The organism is Streptomyces sp. Q6, from assembly GCF_036967205.1.
In the GTDB taxonomy this organism is placed as follows: Bacteria; Actinomycetota; Actinomycetes; order Streptomycetales; family Streptomycetaceae; genus Streptomyces; species Streptomyces citrinus.
Genome location: NZ_CP146022.1, coordinates 3,855,964 through 3,871,107, shown reverse-complemented (window position 1 = coordinate 3,871,107; position 15,144 = coordinate 3,855,964). Strand labels below are relative to the sequence as shown.

The window sequence follows — 15,144 nt, the reverse complement described above, 5'->3', positions numbered from 1 at the left end:
GTGACGGGCATGGACCCACGACCCCCTCTGGGCGCGCGCGAGCGCGCGCTGCTCGCGTTCGAGGGCCGCGGTTTCGCGTCACCGGGCGCGAAGGAGCGGGCCATCCGCGAGGAGCTCGACCTGGCGCCGGTCCGCTACTACCAGCTCCTGAACGCGCTGCTGGACGATCCCCGGGCGCTGGAGGAGGCGCCCGTGACGGTGAACCGGTTGCGGCGGGTCCGTGAGGACCGGCGCGGTCTGCGCTGACCCCGTTCCCCCGACGGGGCTATCGTCGTCGCATGGCCAGTCATCATGACCACCTCATGAGCCCGCGCACGGCCGCCGGACGGGACGGCCTCGCCGCCATCGTCGCCCGCCCGGACCGCGCCGTCATCGCCCTGGACTTCGACGGGACCCTGGCGCCGATCGTGCCGGACCCCGATCAGGCCCGCGCGCACCCGGACGCCGTCGCCGCGCTCGCCGCGCTCGCGCCGCGGGTGGCCTCCATCGCGGTGATCACCGGCCGGCCCGCGGGCGTCGCCGTCCGCCACGGCGGCTTCGCGGGGGTGCCCGGCCTCGAACACCTCGTGGTCCTCGGCCACTACGGCGCCGAGCGCTGGGACGCCGTCACGGGCACGGTGCACGCGCCCGCCCCGCACCCCGGGGTCGCCGCGGTCCGCTCCGAGCTCCCCGGCGTCCTGGCCGACCTGCACCTCTGGCACGACACGTACGTCGAGGAGAAGGGCCGCGCCGTGGCGGTCCACACCCGCCGCGCGTCCGACCCGCAGGGGGCGTTCGAGACGCTCCGCCGCCCGCTGTCCGACCTCGCGGCGCGGCACGGCCTGGTGGTCGAGCCCGGCCGCATGGTCCTGGAGCTGCGCCCGCCGGGCGTGGACAAGGGCGTGGCACTCACCGAGTACGTCCGCGAGATCGGTGCCGAGTCGGTGCTCTACGCGGGTGACGACCTCGGCGACCTCCCGGCGTTCGCGGCGGTCGAGAAGCTCCGCTCGGACGGGGTGCCCGGCCTGCTCGTGGCGGCGGACACGGTGATCACGGAGCTGGCGGAGCGCGCGGACCTGGTCCTCGACGGTCCCGCGGCCGTGGTGGGTCTGCTGCGCGATCTGGCCCGGTAGGGCGGGCGCACGGGGCGCGGGGCGCCGCGCGACCAGTCACCACGGCGCGGCACCCGCCGACGCATCCCCACCGGCAAGGGCGCCGGGGCCCGGCGCCTACTCCGCCTTCAGGGCCTCCAGCTGGTCCAGGAACCACTGCCCCGGGGGCAGCGCGGTCGCCGCGCCGGCCAGCCGCTTCGTGCGCTGCGCCCGCTCGTCCTCCGGCATGGCCAGCGCGGCGCCCAGCGCGGCCGCGGTCCCCGTCACGTCGTACGGGTTGACGACGAGCGCGTCCTCGCCCAGTTCCTCGTACGCCCCCGCCTCCCGCGAGAGCACCAGGACGCAGCCGTCGTCGGAGACCACCGGGACCTCCTTCGCGACCAGGTTCATGCCGTCCCTGATCGGGTTCACCAGCGCCACGTCCGCGAGCCGGTACGCCGCGAGGGAGCGCGCGAAGTCGTCCTTCACATGGAGGATCACCGGCGTCCAACCCTCCGTACCGAAGCGGGAGTTGATGGCCTGCGCCACCCGCGACACCTCGGCCGTGTAGTCCCGGTACACCGCGAGGTCCTGCCGCGACGGGTACGCGAACGCCACGTGGACGACCTTCTCGCGCCACTCGGGGCGGGTCTCCAGGAGGAGTTCGAAGGCGTGCAGGCCGCGCACGATGTTCTTCGACAGCTCCGTGCGGTCGACCCGCACGATCACCTTGCGGTCCTCGCCCACCTGCTCGCGCAGCGCCGTGAGCCGCTCCCCGACGTCGTCGCGGTGCGCCCGCTCGCGCAGGAAGTCCGCGTCGGCGCCGAGCCCGTGCACGCCGATCCGGGTGCCGGACGTGCCCCCGAGGATCCGCGTACAGCAGTCGGTGAAGGCGTCCGCCCAGCGGCGGGTCAGAAAGGCCAGCCGGTCCGCGCCCAGCATCCCGCGCAGCAGCTGCTCGGCGATGTCGTCGGGCAGCATCCGGAAGTAGTCGACGGGCGCCCACGGCGTGTGCGAGAAGTGGCCGATCCGCAGATCGTCCCGCAGCTCGCGCAGCATCCCCGGGACCAGCGCCAGGTGGTAGTCCTGGACGACGACCGTCGCGCCCGGCGCCGCCTCCTGCGCGAGCGCCTGCGCCAAGGCCCGGTTGTACGCCTCGTACGACGCCCAGCGGCGGCGGAAGTCCGTGCCGAACGACGGCTCCAGAGGCGTCTGGTAGAGCATGTGGTGCACGAACCACAGCACCGAGTTCGCGACCCCGTTGTACGCGTCCGCGTACACGTCGGCGTCGATGTCCAGCATCCGCACGCCCGGCTCGGCGACCCCGCGGCGCACCGCCTCGCGGTCGCCGTCGTCGAGGGCTGCGCACACCCACAGTTTGTCGTCGACGACGCTCAGGGCGGAGACGAGTCCGCCTCCGCCGCGCTTCGTCTCGATCGATCCGTCGTCGCCGACCGCGTAGGAGACGGGGCCGCGGTTGGACGCGACGAGAACCTCAGCAGCACCATGCGTGGAAGCCATAAGCCGAAACTAGCCCACCCCGGAAACGCTCAAACGTACGGCCGGGCTCCATCAGGAGCCCGGCCGTATACAACGCCCTGCGGGAGGGGGTCAGTCCTTGCGGCCGCGGACCGCCGCGAGGACCAGGGCGCCGAGTCCGCACAGCGACACGGCGAGCCCGCCGTAGAGCAGCGTGTGCGAGCCGGAACCGGTCTCGGCCAGCTCCTCGCCGGAGGCCGGCGGCACGGGCCTGGCCTGTCGGCGCTCGGTGACGACGACCGCGGTGCACGGGTCGTCGCCGCCGCGGGAGCGGGCGGCGCAGTTGGTGTGCGACACCTCGCCGGTCACCGGGATCACGGTGACGGCGCCGGGGGTGCAGGAGATCTTCACGGCGCCCTTGATCACGACCTTGCCGTGGGCGGGCACGTCGCCGGTCCAGAAGAAGGCCGAGCCCTTCCTGGTGAGGGTGCCCGACGAGGCGGTCGGGGTGCCGGTGAAGTTCTTCGCGGGCCAGGAGATCGTGGCGTCCGCGCGCGGCCGGTCGCCGGTGTTGCGGACCGTGATGGTGTCCTTGACCGTCGCGCACGGGGGCGCGGACGGCGTCTGCGGCTGGTGGACGATCTCCAGGCCCGGGGTGGGCGCGGGCGGCTCCTCGACGACGGGCGCGATGCCGCACTTCGGGTCCGTGGAGCCGTCCTCGCAGTTGGTGCGGGGGGTGTCGGCGACGATGTTGTTGGTGAGCCTGCCGTCGCCGCTGACCGGGTCGTTGATCTTCACCGAGTACGTGATGGTGGCCGTCTCACCGGCCGGGATGTCACCGGTGTAGCTGATCTTCGGAGCGGTGTAGGAGACGTCTCCGACGCTCGCCTTCGCGTCGCCGTTGTACGTCGCGTCGTCGAGGTTCTCGCCGAGGTCGTCGGTGAACTTGGCGTTCGGGTAGTCCAGCTTGCTGATGTTGTGGGCCGCGACCGTGTACGTCACCGTGTCGCCCGGCCGCACCTGGCTCGGGCTCGCCGTCTTGGTGATCTCCAGGTCGGGCACCGGGACGGACAGCGCGAACGCGGAGGGGACGTAGGTGTCGCCCTTGGTGGAGAAGCTCAGCGTGGTCGAGGTCGCGCCGACCGGGATCGGTTCCGCCTGGACGGCGGCCCGGGTGGCGCCGCCCGAGACGTCGAACTCCTTCGCGTCGATGCTCAGGTTGTTGCGCATCTTCGGGTCGAGGGCACCGTCGTCCTCGGAGATGAAGAAGTTGTTGGTGTTGCCGGTGTGCGTCTCGGTGATGTTCTGCCCGCCGACCGCGAACCTGTCGCCGGGGGTGTTCCAGTCGCCCTCGTACGCGGTGACGCTCGCCCGGGGCCTGCCCGAGGTCCGGTAGAAGCCGTCGACGGTGACCGTGGTGGCCGCTGACGTGGAGCGCTGGAGGACGTGGCCGCCGTAGATGTACACGTTGCGGCGGTCGGGCGCGTAGTCGTCGTTCGGCGCGTCGTACTTGTAGACGACGGTCATCGACCAGCCCGCGACGCAGCCCTTGCCGGTCGGCGCCCAGATGTCGCCGACGGCGACGGGGATCGGGGCGCCGGTCCCGGTGACCCCGCTGAACAGGTTCGTGACGTCGGCCTCGCCGGTGTAGTAGTGCGGGCCGCTGGTGCTCGCCGGGTCCCGCACCAGGTTCCGCGGGGTGACCTCGCTCGGCGCCGTGCCGTTCACGCCGACCACCGGGACCGCGGCGAGCGGGTCGCCGGGGGAGGGCTGCACGTCCGCGCCGGAGATGTCGCAGCGCTTGAGCTGGGCGCCGCTGGGGCCCTTGTACGTGCCGTCGTTGCCGCCGAAGAAGAGGCGGGCGTAGGCGACCTTCGCGCCGGGCGGGACGGTGACCCGGCCGGTGCTCGACCCGTAGCCGTCGGTCGTCCCCGCCCGGTTGATCCGCTCCATGACGAAGGTGTTGTTGTTGTCCTTGCCCTCGCCGTTCGCGGCGACGGCGCAGCGTGCGGGCATGTCGTCGGCGGTCGTCGGACAGCCCATCACGGTGTTGCCGATGGTCGTGAAGTCGCCGTAGATCGACTCGTCGTAGCGCTTGGCGAAGGGGGAGACGACGTCCGCCGCGGCCGGGACCGCGGCGGCACCGATCAGCGAACCCGCGAGTGCGGCCGTGGCGGCGAAGGCCGCGGTGCCCTTGAGCTGTCTGAACCACATAAAGGGCAATTTAGGCAAAATGCATGATGATCTACGGATTACGCCACGCGACGCTCCGCGTACTCACTGATTTCGGTCATCGGGGGCCGCTCCTCGGTGTCCACCGCGTACGTCCGCGGCTCGAACCCGTCCTCGCCGCGCTCGAACTGGGTGAGCACCGGACGCACCAGATGCCCGCGCGCGAGCCGCAACTGCGCGGTGCGGTAGATCGCCGCGGCCATCCGGCCGAGCGCCTGCCCGTCCTGGTGCCGGTGGATCCTGACCCCCACGTCGACCTGGGCGAGCGCGTCCAGGCCCACGGTGTGCAGCGCGTCCACCAGCAGGCCGAGCTCCACCCCGTAGCCGACGGGGAACGGCAGCTGTTCCAGCAGGGAGCGCCTGGCCGCGTACTCGCCGCCCAACGGCTGGACGAATCCGGCGAGTTGGGGCCAGTGCAGATTGAGGATCGGCCGCGCCATCAGCTCCGTCACGCGCCCGCCCTGGCCCGCCGCGCCGGCCAGCGGCCGGTCGTACATCGCCTTGACGAAGTCCACGCCCGGGTCGGTGAGCAGCGGCCCGATGATCCCGGAGACGAAGTCCGCCGAGAACTCCTTCAGGTCCGCGTCGACGAAGCAGACGATGTCACCCGAAGTGACGAGCAGGGAACGCCACAGCACCTCACCCTTGCCTGGCCTGGCCGGGACGCGCGGCAGGATCGCGTCGCGGTGCTCGACGCGCGCGCCGGCCGCCGCGGCCACCTCGGACGTGCGGTCCGTGGAGCCGGAGTCGACCACGACGATCTCGTCGACGAGCGGAGCGGCCTCCGTCATCAGCTCGCGCCGGATCACCGAGACGATCTCGCCGACCGTCCCCTCCTCGTTCAGCGCGGGCAGGACGACACTCACCGTCCGGCCCGACGCCCGTTTCGCGGCGATCAGCTGGTGCAGGGGGCGGTCGGCCACGGACCAGGAGCGCCTGCTCAGCCAGCGCTCGACTTCTTCCAGCACGTTGCGCGGCTCCTCACGGTGCGGGGGATGTGATCCATCTCGCGGTTCGGACGACTATCTCAAGGGTCCAGGGCGTCGGTTACAGTCTTGAACAAGGCCGGTGACCATCGCATGTCGGGGTCGCCGCCGCGCATCACCGCATGACACACAACCGAATACCGCTCATCCAGAGGGGCAGAGGGATACGGCCCGTTGAAGCCCCGGCAACCCTCCAGCCGGTCTCGTGTGACTGTCATCGTCGACGTCGCGAGGCTCCCGGCTAGGGAAGGTGCCAAATCCGTCTCGCGGCGAGGTGCGCCGCGAGGAAGATGAGGAGAAAGGGCCTCGCCTCTCATGGCTGTACAGACTGTCGCCACCGAAACCGCCGCTGTGACCGTTGATCTCGGTCCCGCCGCGGGCCTCTCCTGCCGCGAGTGCGGCGCCCGGTTCCCGCTCGGGCCGATCTTCGCCTGCGTCGAGTGTTTCGGGCCTCTGGAAGTCGCGTACGACCTTCCCGTCGGCGACCCCGAGGCGCTCCGCAAGCAGATCGAGGCCGGGCCCGCCAACATCTGGCGCTACGCCCCCCTCCTGCCGGTCCCGGCCGACGTCGCCGAGAAGCCGAACCTGAACCCGGGCTGGACCCAGCTGGTCAAGGCCGACAACCTGGCCCGTGAACTCGGCGTCGAGCAGGGCAAGTTGTTCGTCAAGGACGACTCCGGCAACCCGACCCACTCGTTCAAGGACCGCGTCGTCGCGCAGGCCATCGAGGCCGCCCGCGCCTTCGGCTTCACCACCCTCTCCTGCTCCTCCACCGGCAACCTGGCCGGCGCCGTCGGCGCCGCGGCCGCCCGCGCCGGCTTCCGCTCCTGTGTGTTCATCCCGCACGACCTGGAGCAGGGCAAGGTCGTCATGGCCGGTGTCTACGGCGGTGACCTCGTCGCCATCGAGGGCAACTACGACGACGTGAACCGCTTCTGCTCCGAGCTCATCGGCGACCCGCTGGGCGAGGGCTGGGGCTTTGTGAACGTGAACCTGCGCCCGTACTACGGCGAGGGCTCCAAGACGCTCGCGTACGAGATCTGCGAGCAGCTCGGCTGGCAGCTCCCGGACCAGCTGGTCATCCCGATCGCGTCCGGCTCGCAGTTCACGAAGATCGACAAGGGCCTCCAGGAACTGATCAAGCTCGGTCTCGTCGAGGACAAGCCGTACAAGCTCTTCGGCGCCCAGGCCGAGGGCTGCTCGCCGGTCTCGGTGGCGTACAAGGCCGGCACGGACGTCGTACGGCCGCAGAAGCCGAACACGATCGCCAAGTCCCTTGCGATCGGGAACCCGGCCGACGGCCCGTACGTGCTCGACATCGCCCGCCGCACCGGTGGCGCCGTGGAGGACGTGAACGACGAGCAGGTCGTCGAGGCGATCAAGCTGCTCGCCCAGACGGAGGGCATCTTCGCGGAGACGGCGGGCGGCGTGACGCTCGGTGTCGCGAAGAAGCTGATCGAGTCGGGCCACATCGACCCGTCGCTCACCACGGTCGTCCTGAACACGGGAGACGGGCTCAAGACCCTCGACGCGGTTGCCGATTCGTCTCAGGCGACCGCCACGATCCGGCCGAGCCTCGACGCGTTCCGCGACGCCGGTCTCGCCGCCGACCACTGAGCCGACCGCACCTGAGCCGACTGAACCTGTAGGAACGGGAGTCACCCAGCCATGAGCGTCAACGTACGCATCCCCACCATCCTCCGCACCTACACCGGCGGCCAGGCGGAGGTCCCCGCCCAGGGCGCCACGCTCGCCGAGGTCATCGCCGACCTGGAGAAGAACCACACGGGCATCGCCGCCCGCGTCCTGGACGACCAGGGCAAGCTGCGCCGCTTCGTCAACGTCTACGTCAACGACGACGACGTCCGCTTCGAGCAGGGCCTGGAGACGGCGACGCCGGACGGCGCGGGCGTCTCGATCATTCCCGCCGTCGCCGGCGGCTGATCTTTCGCCGTTCTACCCAGAGTCACGTGAATTGCCCCCTCCGCGAGAGAAGCGGAGGGGGCAATTCTGCATGGTTGAGCGCGGTACAGTTGGGGAACCTGATTCGTTTCCCCGAGTGGTGCATGACGGGCGCATATGAGTTCTCGCCCGAAGCCCGCCAAGAAGTAGCCAAAGTGCGCAGCCCTTTCGGGCCCTTTATGGCATTTATCTGGCCCGACTTGCCCTGGGATCTGTCCAGTTGGACCGTTTTCCCCGATCGGGCGTGCCCAGAATTCTCGTCCGACTGACCTGTTGCAGACGGCAGTTGGGCAGATACATTCAGCCGCGGTCGACGCGTTCCGGCGCACACCCCCAAACCCTTTGGGGAGTGAGGTCTGACCCGGGACCGCGAAGTGTGGTCTCGCGCAAGGGCCAGTAATAGGGGAGTTAGGCATGGCTCAGGGCACCGTCAAGTGGTTCAACGCGGAGAAGGGGTACGGCTTCATCGCGGTCGACGGTGGTGCGGATGTATTCGTCCACTACAGCGCGATTCAGATGGACGGCTACCGCACCCTCGAAGAGGGTCAGCGAGTTGAATTCGAGATCTCGCAGGGCCAGAAGGGGCCGCAGGCCGACATGGTCCGCCTGGCCGCCGGCTGAAGCGCGCGCGTCCGACTGACAGCTTCGTACGTCGCACGTCCATGGAGGGTCCGTCTCCCGGTCACCGGGGACGGGCCCTTCGTGCTGCGCCCGCCACCTGGGTCTTCACGGGAGCACCTTGCGCCCGCCCGTCGCCCGACCACCACCCCCCAACGATCCCGCTTCGCGGGAGCACCTTGCACTCGAAGGGGTCGAGTGCTAATCATTGGCGTTAGCACTCTCCGCGTGAGAGTGACAGAACTTGGATCGAGTCGGTGAGGTCCGCAGGCCGGTGGGGCAAGGAACCACAAGGGCTGTAGGCCGTCCGTCGCGGGCACCTGCACGATCCGTTTGCGTTTCCACCCCGTCCGGGAGGACCACTTCACATGGCCAAGATCATCGCGTTCGACGAGGAGGCACGGCGCGGCCTCGAGCGCGGCATGAACCAGCTCGCCGACGCCGTCAAGGTGACCCTGGGCCCCAAGGGTCGCAACGTCGTCCTCGAGAAGAAGTGGGGCGCCCCCACGATCACCAACGATGGTGTGTCCATCGCCAAGGAGATCGAGCTCGAGGACCCGTACGAGAAGATCGGCGCCGAGCTGGTCAAGGAGGTCGCGAAGAAGACGGACGACGTCGCCGGTGACGGCACGACGACCGCGACCGTCCTGGCCCAGGCCCTGGTGCGCGAGGGTCTGCGCAACGTGGCCGCCGGTGCCAACCCGATGGCCCTCAAGCGTGGCATCGAGAAGGCCGTCGAGGCCGTCTCCGCCGCTCTCCTCGAGCAGGCCAAGGACGTGGAGACCAAGGAGCAGATCGCTTCGACGGCCTCCATCTCCGCCGCCGACACCCAGATCGGCGAGCTCATCGCCGAGGCCATGGACAAGGTCGGCAAGGAAGGCGTCATCACCGTCGAGGAGTCCCAGACCTTCGGTCTGGAGCTGGAGCTCACCGAGGGTATGCGCTTCGACAAGGGCTACATCTCGGCGTACTTCGCCACCGACATGGAGCGTATGGAGGCGTCGCTGGACGACCCGTACATCCTGATCGTCAACTCGAAGATCGGCAACGTGAAGGACCTCCTTCCGCTGCTCGAGAAGGTCATGCAGTCCGGCAAGCCGCTGCTGATCATCGCCGAGGACGTCGAGGGCGAGGCCCTGTCGACCCTGGTCGTCAACAAGATCCGTGGCACCTTCAAGTCCGTCGCCGTCAAGGCCCCGGGCTTCGGTGACCGCCGCAAGGCCATGCTCGGCGACATCGCCATCCTCACCGGTGGCACCGTCATCTCCGAGGAGGTCGGCCTCAAGCTGGAGAACGCCGGTCTCGACCTGCTCGGCCGCGCCCGCAAGGTCGTCATCACCAAGGACGAGACGACGATCGTCGACGGCTCCGGTGACAGCGACCAGGTCCAGGGCCGCGTCAACCAGATCCGCGCCGAGATCGAGAACTCGGACAGCGACTACGACCGCGAGAAGCTGCAGGAGCGCCTGGCGAAGCTCGCCGGCGGTGTTGCGGTCATCAAGGCCGGTGCCGCGACCGAGGTCGAGCTCAAGGAGCGCAAGCACCGCATCGAGGACGCCGTTCGCAACGCGAAGGCGGCCGTCGAAGAGGGCATCGTCGCCGGTGGTGGCGTGGCTCTCCTCCAGGCCTCCGCGGTGTTCGAGAAGCTGGAGCTCGAGGGTGACGAGGCGACCGGCGCCAACGCCGTGAAGCTCGCCCTGGAGGCCCCGCTCAAGCAGATCGCCGTCAACGGTGGCCTTGAGGGTGGCGTCGTCGTGGAGAAGGTGCGCAACCTTCCCATCGGTCACGGCCTGAACGCCGCGACCGGCGAGTACGTCGACATGATCGCCGAGGGCATCCTCGACCCGGCCAAGGTGACGCGCTCCGCGCTTCAGAACGCCGCGTCGATCGCCGCGCTGTTCCTCACCACCGAGGCCGTCATCGCCGACAAGCCGGAGAAGGCGGGCGCTGCCCCGGCCGGCGGCGGCATGCCGGGCGGTGACATGGACTTCTGAGCCGGATCTTTCGGTTCAGCCGGTCTGTACGTTCCGAGGGCGGTACCTCCTCTTCACGAGGGGGTACCGCCCTCGGGCGTTTCCGGAAGGCGGCCCTGTCTCAGGAGGCGCCCTCTTCGTACGTGCTCCACGCGTCACGGCCCGCCCGCGCGGCGCTCTGGGTCGCCGTCTGCGCCTGGCGGAAGGCGCGGTGCGCCAGCTCCGTGGGCGGCACCTCCCAGCTGCCGGTCCAGTTGCGGCCCGCGCGGGCCAGCTCGTAGACGAGGAGGCCGACGCCCGCGGTGGCGACGACCATGCCGATCCCGGCGAGCCCCGCTCCGGCGGTCAGCCGGCTTCGGTTCGGGCGGAACTCGGTCCAGGAGATCTTGGAAAAGGTGCTGTCAGCCATGGGGCCAGGATGCGGGAGCGCGGCGCGGGGCGCATGTGGAGCGCGGTCATACGCGTGTTCGCTCGGCCCGGGGCAGCATCGCCGCGCGGGCCTCGGCGGCGCGGGCGCGGACGGCCTCCGGTGTGAGCGGACCCGTGGGCGGCCAGGCGGGGCGGGCACCGCGGCACCCGGAGCAGAATCCGCCCGGCAGGGCCTGTGGGGGCCGGGTGTCCCGCAGGTCGCGCACTCGATGAGGCGCAGGACGGGGCGGGCGGCGACGGGGGCCGGGGCCGGGATCTTGTCGATCAGGCGGCGGTGCAGCAGGGCGGCCGGGCTGTGGACGGGGCTGGGCAGTCCCGCGGTCAGGGCGTGCCGCAGGTCGTCCTCGGTGGCGCCTCGCGTGAACCACCGCTCCACCTCCGGCGCGAGCCGCGCGCACTCGGCGGCCGACAGCGCCAGGGACGGAGCGGTGCGGCCGAGAGCGGCCAGGAGCAGGAACGCCCGGGTGCGGGTGGGGCGGGGAGCCGCCCGCGTCGCGTCGGGGTCCGGCTCCGGTACGTCGCCCTTCGCGTACGCCGTCCACCAGGCGTCGCCGCGCGCGGTACGGGAGAACCAGGTGCGTGTCACCCAGCGCGCGCTGCCCGAGCCCTGGACGTGCTCACGGCCGCGCCTCAAGTGGCCCGCGCGCTGCAGGTTGTTGAGTGCCGTACGCATGGCCGCCTGCCCGTACGGGAGGCAGCGGGACAGCGCCTTCACGGAGATGTCGGCGCCGTCGGGCAGCCGGTCGATGAGGCCGGCGATGTGCGCCTCGCGTTCCGGGAGGTGCGCGAAGTCGTGCGCGGTGCGCGGGAGTTGGTCCGGCGCGGAGCGTTTGCCGTAGCCGGGGTTGGCCAGCGGGTGGGGTTCCTGGGCAGGGGCAGGACTAGACTGGGCGTCAGCCACGGGATCTCCTTGGGTGAGATCTTGATGGTCAGACCCCCGCATGGTGTTGCTAGCACCGGCGGGGGTCGTTCGTTGTCCGGGCACGCTAGAGCGCTGTCACGCTCCGTGGCAAATCGGTGCCGGAAAGTGTCCGGATTTCTCAACTCGCTGGGTGGGAGGGTGGGTTGAGGCCCACCTCCCGTTCCTTGAAAAGAGGGCTCGGGGCTCGGGGCTTGAGCTTCGGGTCAGTTCCGCCGCAGGTCGGCGATGAACGCGGACCAGGCCTCCGCCCGGAGCCCGAGCTTCGGGCCGTCGGGGTTCTTGGAGTCGCGGACCGGCACGATGCCGGTGGATGGGGTGTGGGCGTCGGCGACTTCGAGGCAGTCGCTGCCTTCGCCGCCGCTGTACGTGGACTTGCGCCAGCTCCGGGCGGCGGCGTCGTGCAGGTCGAGGTCGAACTCAGGGGTGCTGTTCCTCATGGCCGTAATCATGCGCCACGGCCTCGATGAGGGCCAGGGACTGCTTCGGGGTGAGCGAGTTGGCCCGCACCAGGTCGTAGGAGAGTTCGTTGCGGGCGACCGTTGCCGGGTCGTCCAACAACCGCCCTGTTGTGGGGGCTTCGATGAAGGAGAGAGGCGGGGCGTCGTCGAAGTACATGAGCTTCAGTGAGCCGTGCAGGGAGGCGTGGCCGCCTGCCGAGAACGGGAGCACCTGGACGATGACCCGGCGGGCGCGCACCAGGGCGGCGATGTGGTGGAGCTGGTGCGCCATCACGGCGGCGCCGCCGACCGAGCGACGCAGGGCCGCCTCGTCCAGAACGGCCCACAACAACGGCTTTGTTGGGTTGTCCAGGAGGCGGGTGCGCTCCATGCGGGCGGCCAGCAGCTCGCCGATGGTCTCGTCGGGGGCCGTGGGCTGGTAGTCGAGGAACACCGCGTGCGCGTAGTCCGCCGTCTGGAGCAGGCCGGGGATGAGCAGTGCCCCGTACTGCCTGATCTCTGTCGCGAGGGCCTCCGCCTCGGCGGCCTCCGCGAACTGCTCAGGGTGCCGGGACCGGTTCGCCTTCTTGCAGTGGCGGGCGAAGAAGTCGCCGGTCGCCAGCGTCTCGTCCAGGCGCTCCGCCATGTCCGGCAGGATCCGCCGCGTCCCCGCCTCCATCTGTCCCACGTACGAGCCGCTCACGAACAGCAGTTCCCCCAGGGCCTGTTGGGTGAGGTCCGCTCTCTCGCGGGCGTGGCGCAGTTCCTCGCCGATCATCACGCGGCGGGACGAGGGGTCGAGGTCCTTGGGTCCGGTCATGCGCATCAACTCCCGTTGCGAACAAGGGGCTTTGTTGGGGCGTGCCCCTGGAAAGCGTAGAGCCGACACGGTCACGCTGGGTGAGGAATGCGGAACACTCGGTAGGAGAGGTGCTGATCGGGATGGTCGTGCGGGGCGCGGAGCGGATCCTGGTGGTGGAGGAGGTGGTCACCCAGCTCAAGGCGGAGCTGGAAGGCGCGGGGGTGCTGCTGCCGTCGTTGCGGGTCGACCCGGTGTCGGCGGCGGGGGAGACGGCGTACCCGCTGGTCGACCTGGGGTGTGTGAACCTCGATACGGCGATGCGGCTGGTGGCCGTGTTGCACGGGGGCCGCGGGGCGGGTGCGCGGTGAGCGTCGGGACGTACGTGATCGACCGCAGGGACGGTCGGGTCGGGCAGATCATGGGGCACGAGGGCGGTTACGTGCAGTTGCGGCCGCCGGGCGGGGGCCGGGAGTGGGACTGCCCGCCGGACGCGGTCGAACCGGCGCCGGTGGGGGAGGTGCTGCGGGAGCGCGTCCGGCGGGTCAACCGGGAGGGGCGGTTGCCGTGAGAGGCGGACGGCTCCCGACGGTCCACTGCGACCGGGGGTGACGTGCGCCAGGTGCGGCCGGACATGGGCCGGGCCCCACGGAGCTCGGGGGAAGCGTCCGTGAGGCCCGGGGCTCGGGGTCGGCGGAAGGGTCAGACCTTCGCCGGTTCCTTGGGGGTGCCGGTGACGGGCGGGGCCGACGGGCCCTCCTCCGCGTGGGCCTCGGGGGATTCGCCGAGGTCCACGTCCGCGTTGAACTCGACCATCATCTCCTTCGTGAAGCCGAAGTAGTACGTGGCGAGGTAGCCGACGATGTAGCCGACGAGCAGGCCGCCCGCGTAGATCGCGCAGGTCACGCCCAGGCCCTTGTTGCCGTCGAGGAGCGGGAAGAGCGCCCAGCCGGACGGGCCGATGGCCGTCGAGCCGACCTGCGTGCCGAGCATCGAGAAGAGGCCGATGAACGCGCCGCCCGCCGCGCCGCCGACGCACGCCGTGATGAACGGGCGGCCCAGCGGCAGCGAGACACCGTAGATGAGGGGTTCGCCCACGCCCAGGAAACCGGCGGGCAGCGCCGACTTGATGGTCTTGCGGATCGACGTGTTGTTCTTGAGCTTCCGGTAGACGGCGATCGCCGCACCGACCTGGCCCGCGCCCGCCATCGCGAGGATGGGGAGCAGGACCGTGTAGCCCTGCTGCTCGATCAGGGTGGTGTGGATCGGGATCAGCGCCTGGTGCAGGCCCAGCATCACCAGCGGCAGGAACAGCCCGCCGAGGACCGCGCCGGCGAAGATGCCGGTGTTCTCCAGGAGCCAGTTGGCGCCGTCGCCGATCGCGGTGGAGACCTCACCCGCGACGAACATCAGGCCGAAGATCGTGACCAGGCCGGAGATCAGGACCGTGAGGGTCGGGGTGACGAGGACGTCGACCGCCTCCGGCACCCACTTGCGGCACCACTTCTCGACGTAGACCGCGAGGACCGCCGCGCCCAGCGCGCCGAGCACACCGCCCTGGCCGGGGGAGAGGGTCTGGCCGAACACGTCGATGTTCGCGACACCCGGGTACACGATGATCGCCGCGACCGCGCCGCCGAGGATCGGCGTCCCGCCGAACTCCTTCGCCGTGTTGTAGCCGACGAAGACCGCGATCAGCGCCATGAAGCCGGAGGCGATGGCCGCGAGGGCCGGGGTGACACCGGGCAGCCAGTGCAGGTTGATCAGCAGGCCGTTGATGCCCGCGATGATGCCGCAGCCGATCAGGGCCGGGATCAGCGGCACGAAGATGTTGGCGATCTTCCGCAGGAAGAGCTTGAACGGCGTCGCGTTCTTCGCCTTCTGCCGTGCCCTGAGCTCCGCGCCCTGCGCCGCCAGCGCGTCGGCGGTCGGCGGCTGCGGGCCGGGGGCGGCGGCCTTGCCGTCGTTCACCAGCTCCTCGAACTCCGGGGTGACCCGGGCGACCTTCCCCGGGCCGAGGACGATCTGGTACGTGTCGTCCTCGACGACGCCCATGACATCGGGCAGCGCCTTGAGCGCCTCTTCCTGGACGAGCGAGCGGTCGGCCAGGCCCAGTCGGAGCCGGGTCATGCAGTGGGCTACGGACGTGACGTTCGCGGCACCGCCGACGAGCGGCAGGATCGAGGCCGCCACGTCGCGGTTCTTGTTCTCAGCCATGGTGCGTGCTGCCTTGCTGT

15 protein-coding genes, 1 pseudogene and 1 riboswitch are annotated in these 15,144 nt (G+C 70.5%); of the genes and pseudogenes, 8 read left to right on the top strand and 8 right to left on the bottom strand.

Annotated elements, in window-relative coordinates; all coding sequences use genetic code 11:
• Positions 1-9 precede the first annotated feature (9 nt).
• Complete coding sequence (locus V2W30_RS18015; RefSeq protein ID WP_338697834.1) at positions 10-246, top strand: DUF3263 domain-containing protein; 237 nt, start codon at positions 10-12, stop codon at positions 244-246.
• Positions 247-278: 32 nt separating this feature from the next.
• Positions 279-1,112, top strand: coding sequence for a trehalose-phosphatase (otsB, locus tag V2W30_RS18010; RefSeq protein ID WP_338697833.1), 834 nt, complete (start codon positions 279-281; stop codon positions 1,110-1,112).
• A gap of 96 nt (positions 1,113-1,208) precedes the next feature.
• Here otsB and V2W30_RS18005 read toward each other — a convergent pair whose 3' ends face one another.
• From V2W30_RS18005 to V2W30_RS17995, 3 genes are all read right to left on the bottom strand, one after another.
• Entirely contained in the window at positions 1,209-2,591 is a 1,383-nt protein-coding gene (locus tag V2W30_RS18005) for a trehalose-6-phosphate synthase (protein ID WP_338697831.1), read from the bottom strand.
• Between the two features lie 90 nt (positions 2,592-2,681).
• Positions 2,682-4,763: a hypothetical protein gene (locus tag V2W30_RS18000; protein ID WP_338697829.1), complete on the bottom strand. Its 2,082-nt coding sequence runs from the start codon at positions 4,761-4,763 to the stop codon at positions 2,682-2,684.
• Positions 4,764-4,801: 38 nt separating this feature from the next.
• Entirely contained in the window at positions 4,802-5,749 is a 948-nt protein-coding gene (locus V2W30_RS17995; protein WP_338697827.1) for a glucosyl-3-phosphoglycerate synthase, read from the bottom strand.
• A 159-nt stretch (positions 5,750-5,908) separates the two neighbouring features.
• Positions 5,909-6,064: riboswitch (SAM riboswitch) on the top strand.
• A gap of 18 nt (positions 6,065-6,082) precedes the next feature.
• On the opposite strand from V2W30_RS17995, the gene thrC reads away from it, so the two are divergent.
• From thrC to groL, 4 genes are all read left to right on the top strand, one after another.
• Entirely contained in the window at positions 6,083-7,384 is a 1,302-nt protein-coding gene (gene thrC / locus V2W30_RS17990; protein WP_338697826.1) for a threonine synthase, read from the top strand.
• 51 nt (positions 7,385-7,435) lie between these two features.
• Complete coding sequence (locus V2W30_RS17985) at positions 7,436-7,711, top strand: MoaD/ThiS family protein (protein ID WP_338697825.1); 276 nt, start codon at positions 7,436-7,438, stop codon at positions 7,709-7,711.
• Positions 7,712-8,143: 432 nt separating this feature from the next.
• Positions 8,144-8,350, top strand: coding sequence for a cold-shock protein (locus V2W30_RS17980; protein WP_005486335.1), 207 nt, complete (start codon positions 8,144-8,146; stop codon positions 8,348-8,350).
• A gap of 365 nt (positions 8,351-8,715) precedes the next feature.
• Positions 8,716-10,341 (top strand): chaperonin GroEL, encoded by a 1,626-nt coding sequence (groL, locus tag V2W30_RS17975; RefSeq protein WP_338697815.1) that lies wholly within the window; start codon positions 8,716-8,718, stop codon positions 10,339-10,341.
• 100 nt (positions 10,342-10,441) lie between these two features.
• Here groL and V2W30_RS17970 read toward each other — a convergent pair whose 3' ends face one another.
• The 4 genes and pseudogenes from V2W30_RS17970 to V2W30_RS17955 all read right to left on the bottom strand — a co-directional run bounded on the left by V2W30_RS17970 (position 10,442) and on the right by V2W30_RS17955 (position 12,928).
• Entirely contained in the window at positions 10,442-10,729 is a 288-nt protein-coding gene (locus V2W30_RS17970; RefSeq protein WP_338697812.1) for a hypothetical protein, read from the bottom strand.
• Positions 10,730-10,775: 46 nt separating this feature from the next.
• Positions 10,776-11,602, bottom strand: a pseudogene (locus V2W30_RS17965) (hypothetical protein).
• Positions 11,603-11,874: 272 nt separating this feature from the next.
• The gene (locus V2W30_RS17960; protein ID WP_338697810.1) at positions 11,875-12,108 is read right to left on the bottom strand and encodes a DUF397 domain-containing protein; all 234 of its coding nucleotides are present in this window, start codon (positions 12,106-12,108) and stop codon (positions 11,875-11,877) included.
• The gene (locus tag V2W30_RS17955; protein WP_338697808.1) at positions 12,089-12,928 is read right to left on the bottom strand and encodes a helix-turn-helix transcriptional regulator; all 840 of its coding nucleotides are present in this window, start codon (positions 12,926-12,928) and stop codon (positions 12,089-12,091) included. The genes V2W30_RS17960 and V2W30_RS17955 overlap by 20 nt, the downstream gene beginning before the upstream one ends.
• A gap of 80 nt (positions 12,929-13,008) precedes the next feature.
• Between V2W30_RS17955 and V2W30_RS17950 the strand changes: the two genes are divergently transcribed.
• On the top strand, positions 13,009-13,278 hold the full coding sequence (locus tag V2W30_RS17950; protein ID WP_425244555.1) for a hypothetical protein: 270 nt from the start codon (positions 13,009-13,011) through the stop codon (positions 13,276-13,278).
• Complete coding sequence (locus V2W30_RS17945) at positions 13,275-13,478, top strand: hypothetical protein (RefSeq protein WP_338703948.1); 204 nt, start codon at positions 13,275-13,277, stop codon at positions 13,476-13,478. Before V2W30_RS17950 ends, V2W30_RS17945 begins: the two co-directional genes overlap by 4 nt.
• 131 nt (positions 13,479-13,609) lie before the next feature.
• On the opposite strand, the gene V2W30_RS17940 is transcribed toward V2W30_RS17945, so the two are convergent.
• Complete coding sequence (locus tag V2W30_RS17940; RefSeq protein WP_338697806.1) at positions 13,610-15,124, bottom strand: PTS transporter subunit EIIC; 1,515 nt, start codon at positions 15,122-15,124, stop codon at positions 13,610-13,612.
• Positions 15,125-15,144 lie beyond the last annotated feature (20 nt).

What these genes read in the sequence shown, in the direction of transcription:
- V2W30_RS18015 (WP_338697834.1), top strand. Translation starts at nt 10, where the DNA reads ATGGACCCACGACCCCCTCTGGGCGCGCGCGAGCGCGCGCTGCTCGCG.
- otsB (WP_338697833.1), top strand. Translation starts at nt 279, where the DNA reads ATGGCCAGTCATCATGACCACCTCATGAGCCCGCGCACGGCCGCCGGA.
- V2W30_RS18005 (WP_338697831.1), bottom strand. Translation starts at nt 2,591, where the DNA reads ATGGCTTCCACGCATGGTGCTGCTGAGGTTCTCGTCGCGTCCAACCGC.
- V2W30_RS18000 (WP_338697829.1), bottom strand. Translation starts at nt 4,763, where the DNA reads ATGTGGTTCAGACAGCTCAAGGGCACCGCGGCCTTCGCCGCCACGGCC.
- thrC (WP_338697826.1), top strand. Translation starts at nt 6,083, where the DNA reads ATGGCTGTACAGACTGTCGCCACCGAAACCGCCGCTGTGACCGTTGAT.
- V2W30_RS17985 (WP_338697825.1), top strand. Translation starts at nt 7,436, where the DNA reads ATGAGCGTCAACGTACGCATCCCCACCATCCTCCGCACCTACACCGGC.
- V2W30_RS17980 (WP_005486335.1), top strand. Translation starts at nt 8,144, where the DNA reads ATGGCTCAGGGCACCGTCAAGTGGTTCAACGCGGAGAAGGGGTACGGC.
- groL (WP_338697815.1), top strand. Translation starts at nt 8,716, where the DNA reads ATGGCCAAGATCATCGCGTTCGACGAGGAGGCACGGCGCGGCCTCGAG.
- V2W30_RS17970 (WP_338697812.1), bottom strand. Translation starts at nt 10,729, where the DNA reads ATGGCTGACAGCACCTTTTCCAAGATCTCCTGGACCGAGTTCCGCCCG.
- V2W30_RS17960 (WP_338697810.1), bottom strand. Translation starts at nt 12,108, where the DNA reads ATGAGGAACAGCACCCCTGAGTTCGACCTCGACCTGCACGACGCCGCC.
- V2W30_RS17955 (WP_338697808.1), bottom strand. Translation starts at nt 12,928, where the DNA reads ATGACCGGACCCAAGGACCTCGACCCCTCGTCCCGCCGCGTGATGATC.
- V2W30_RS17940 (WP_338697806.1), bottom strand. Translation starts at nt 15,124, where the DNA reads ATGGCTGAGAACAAGAACCGCGACGTGGCGGCCTCGATCCTGCCGCTC.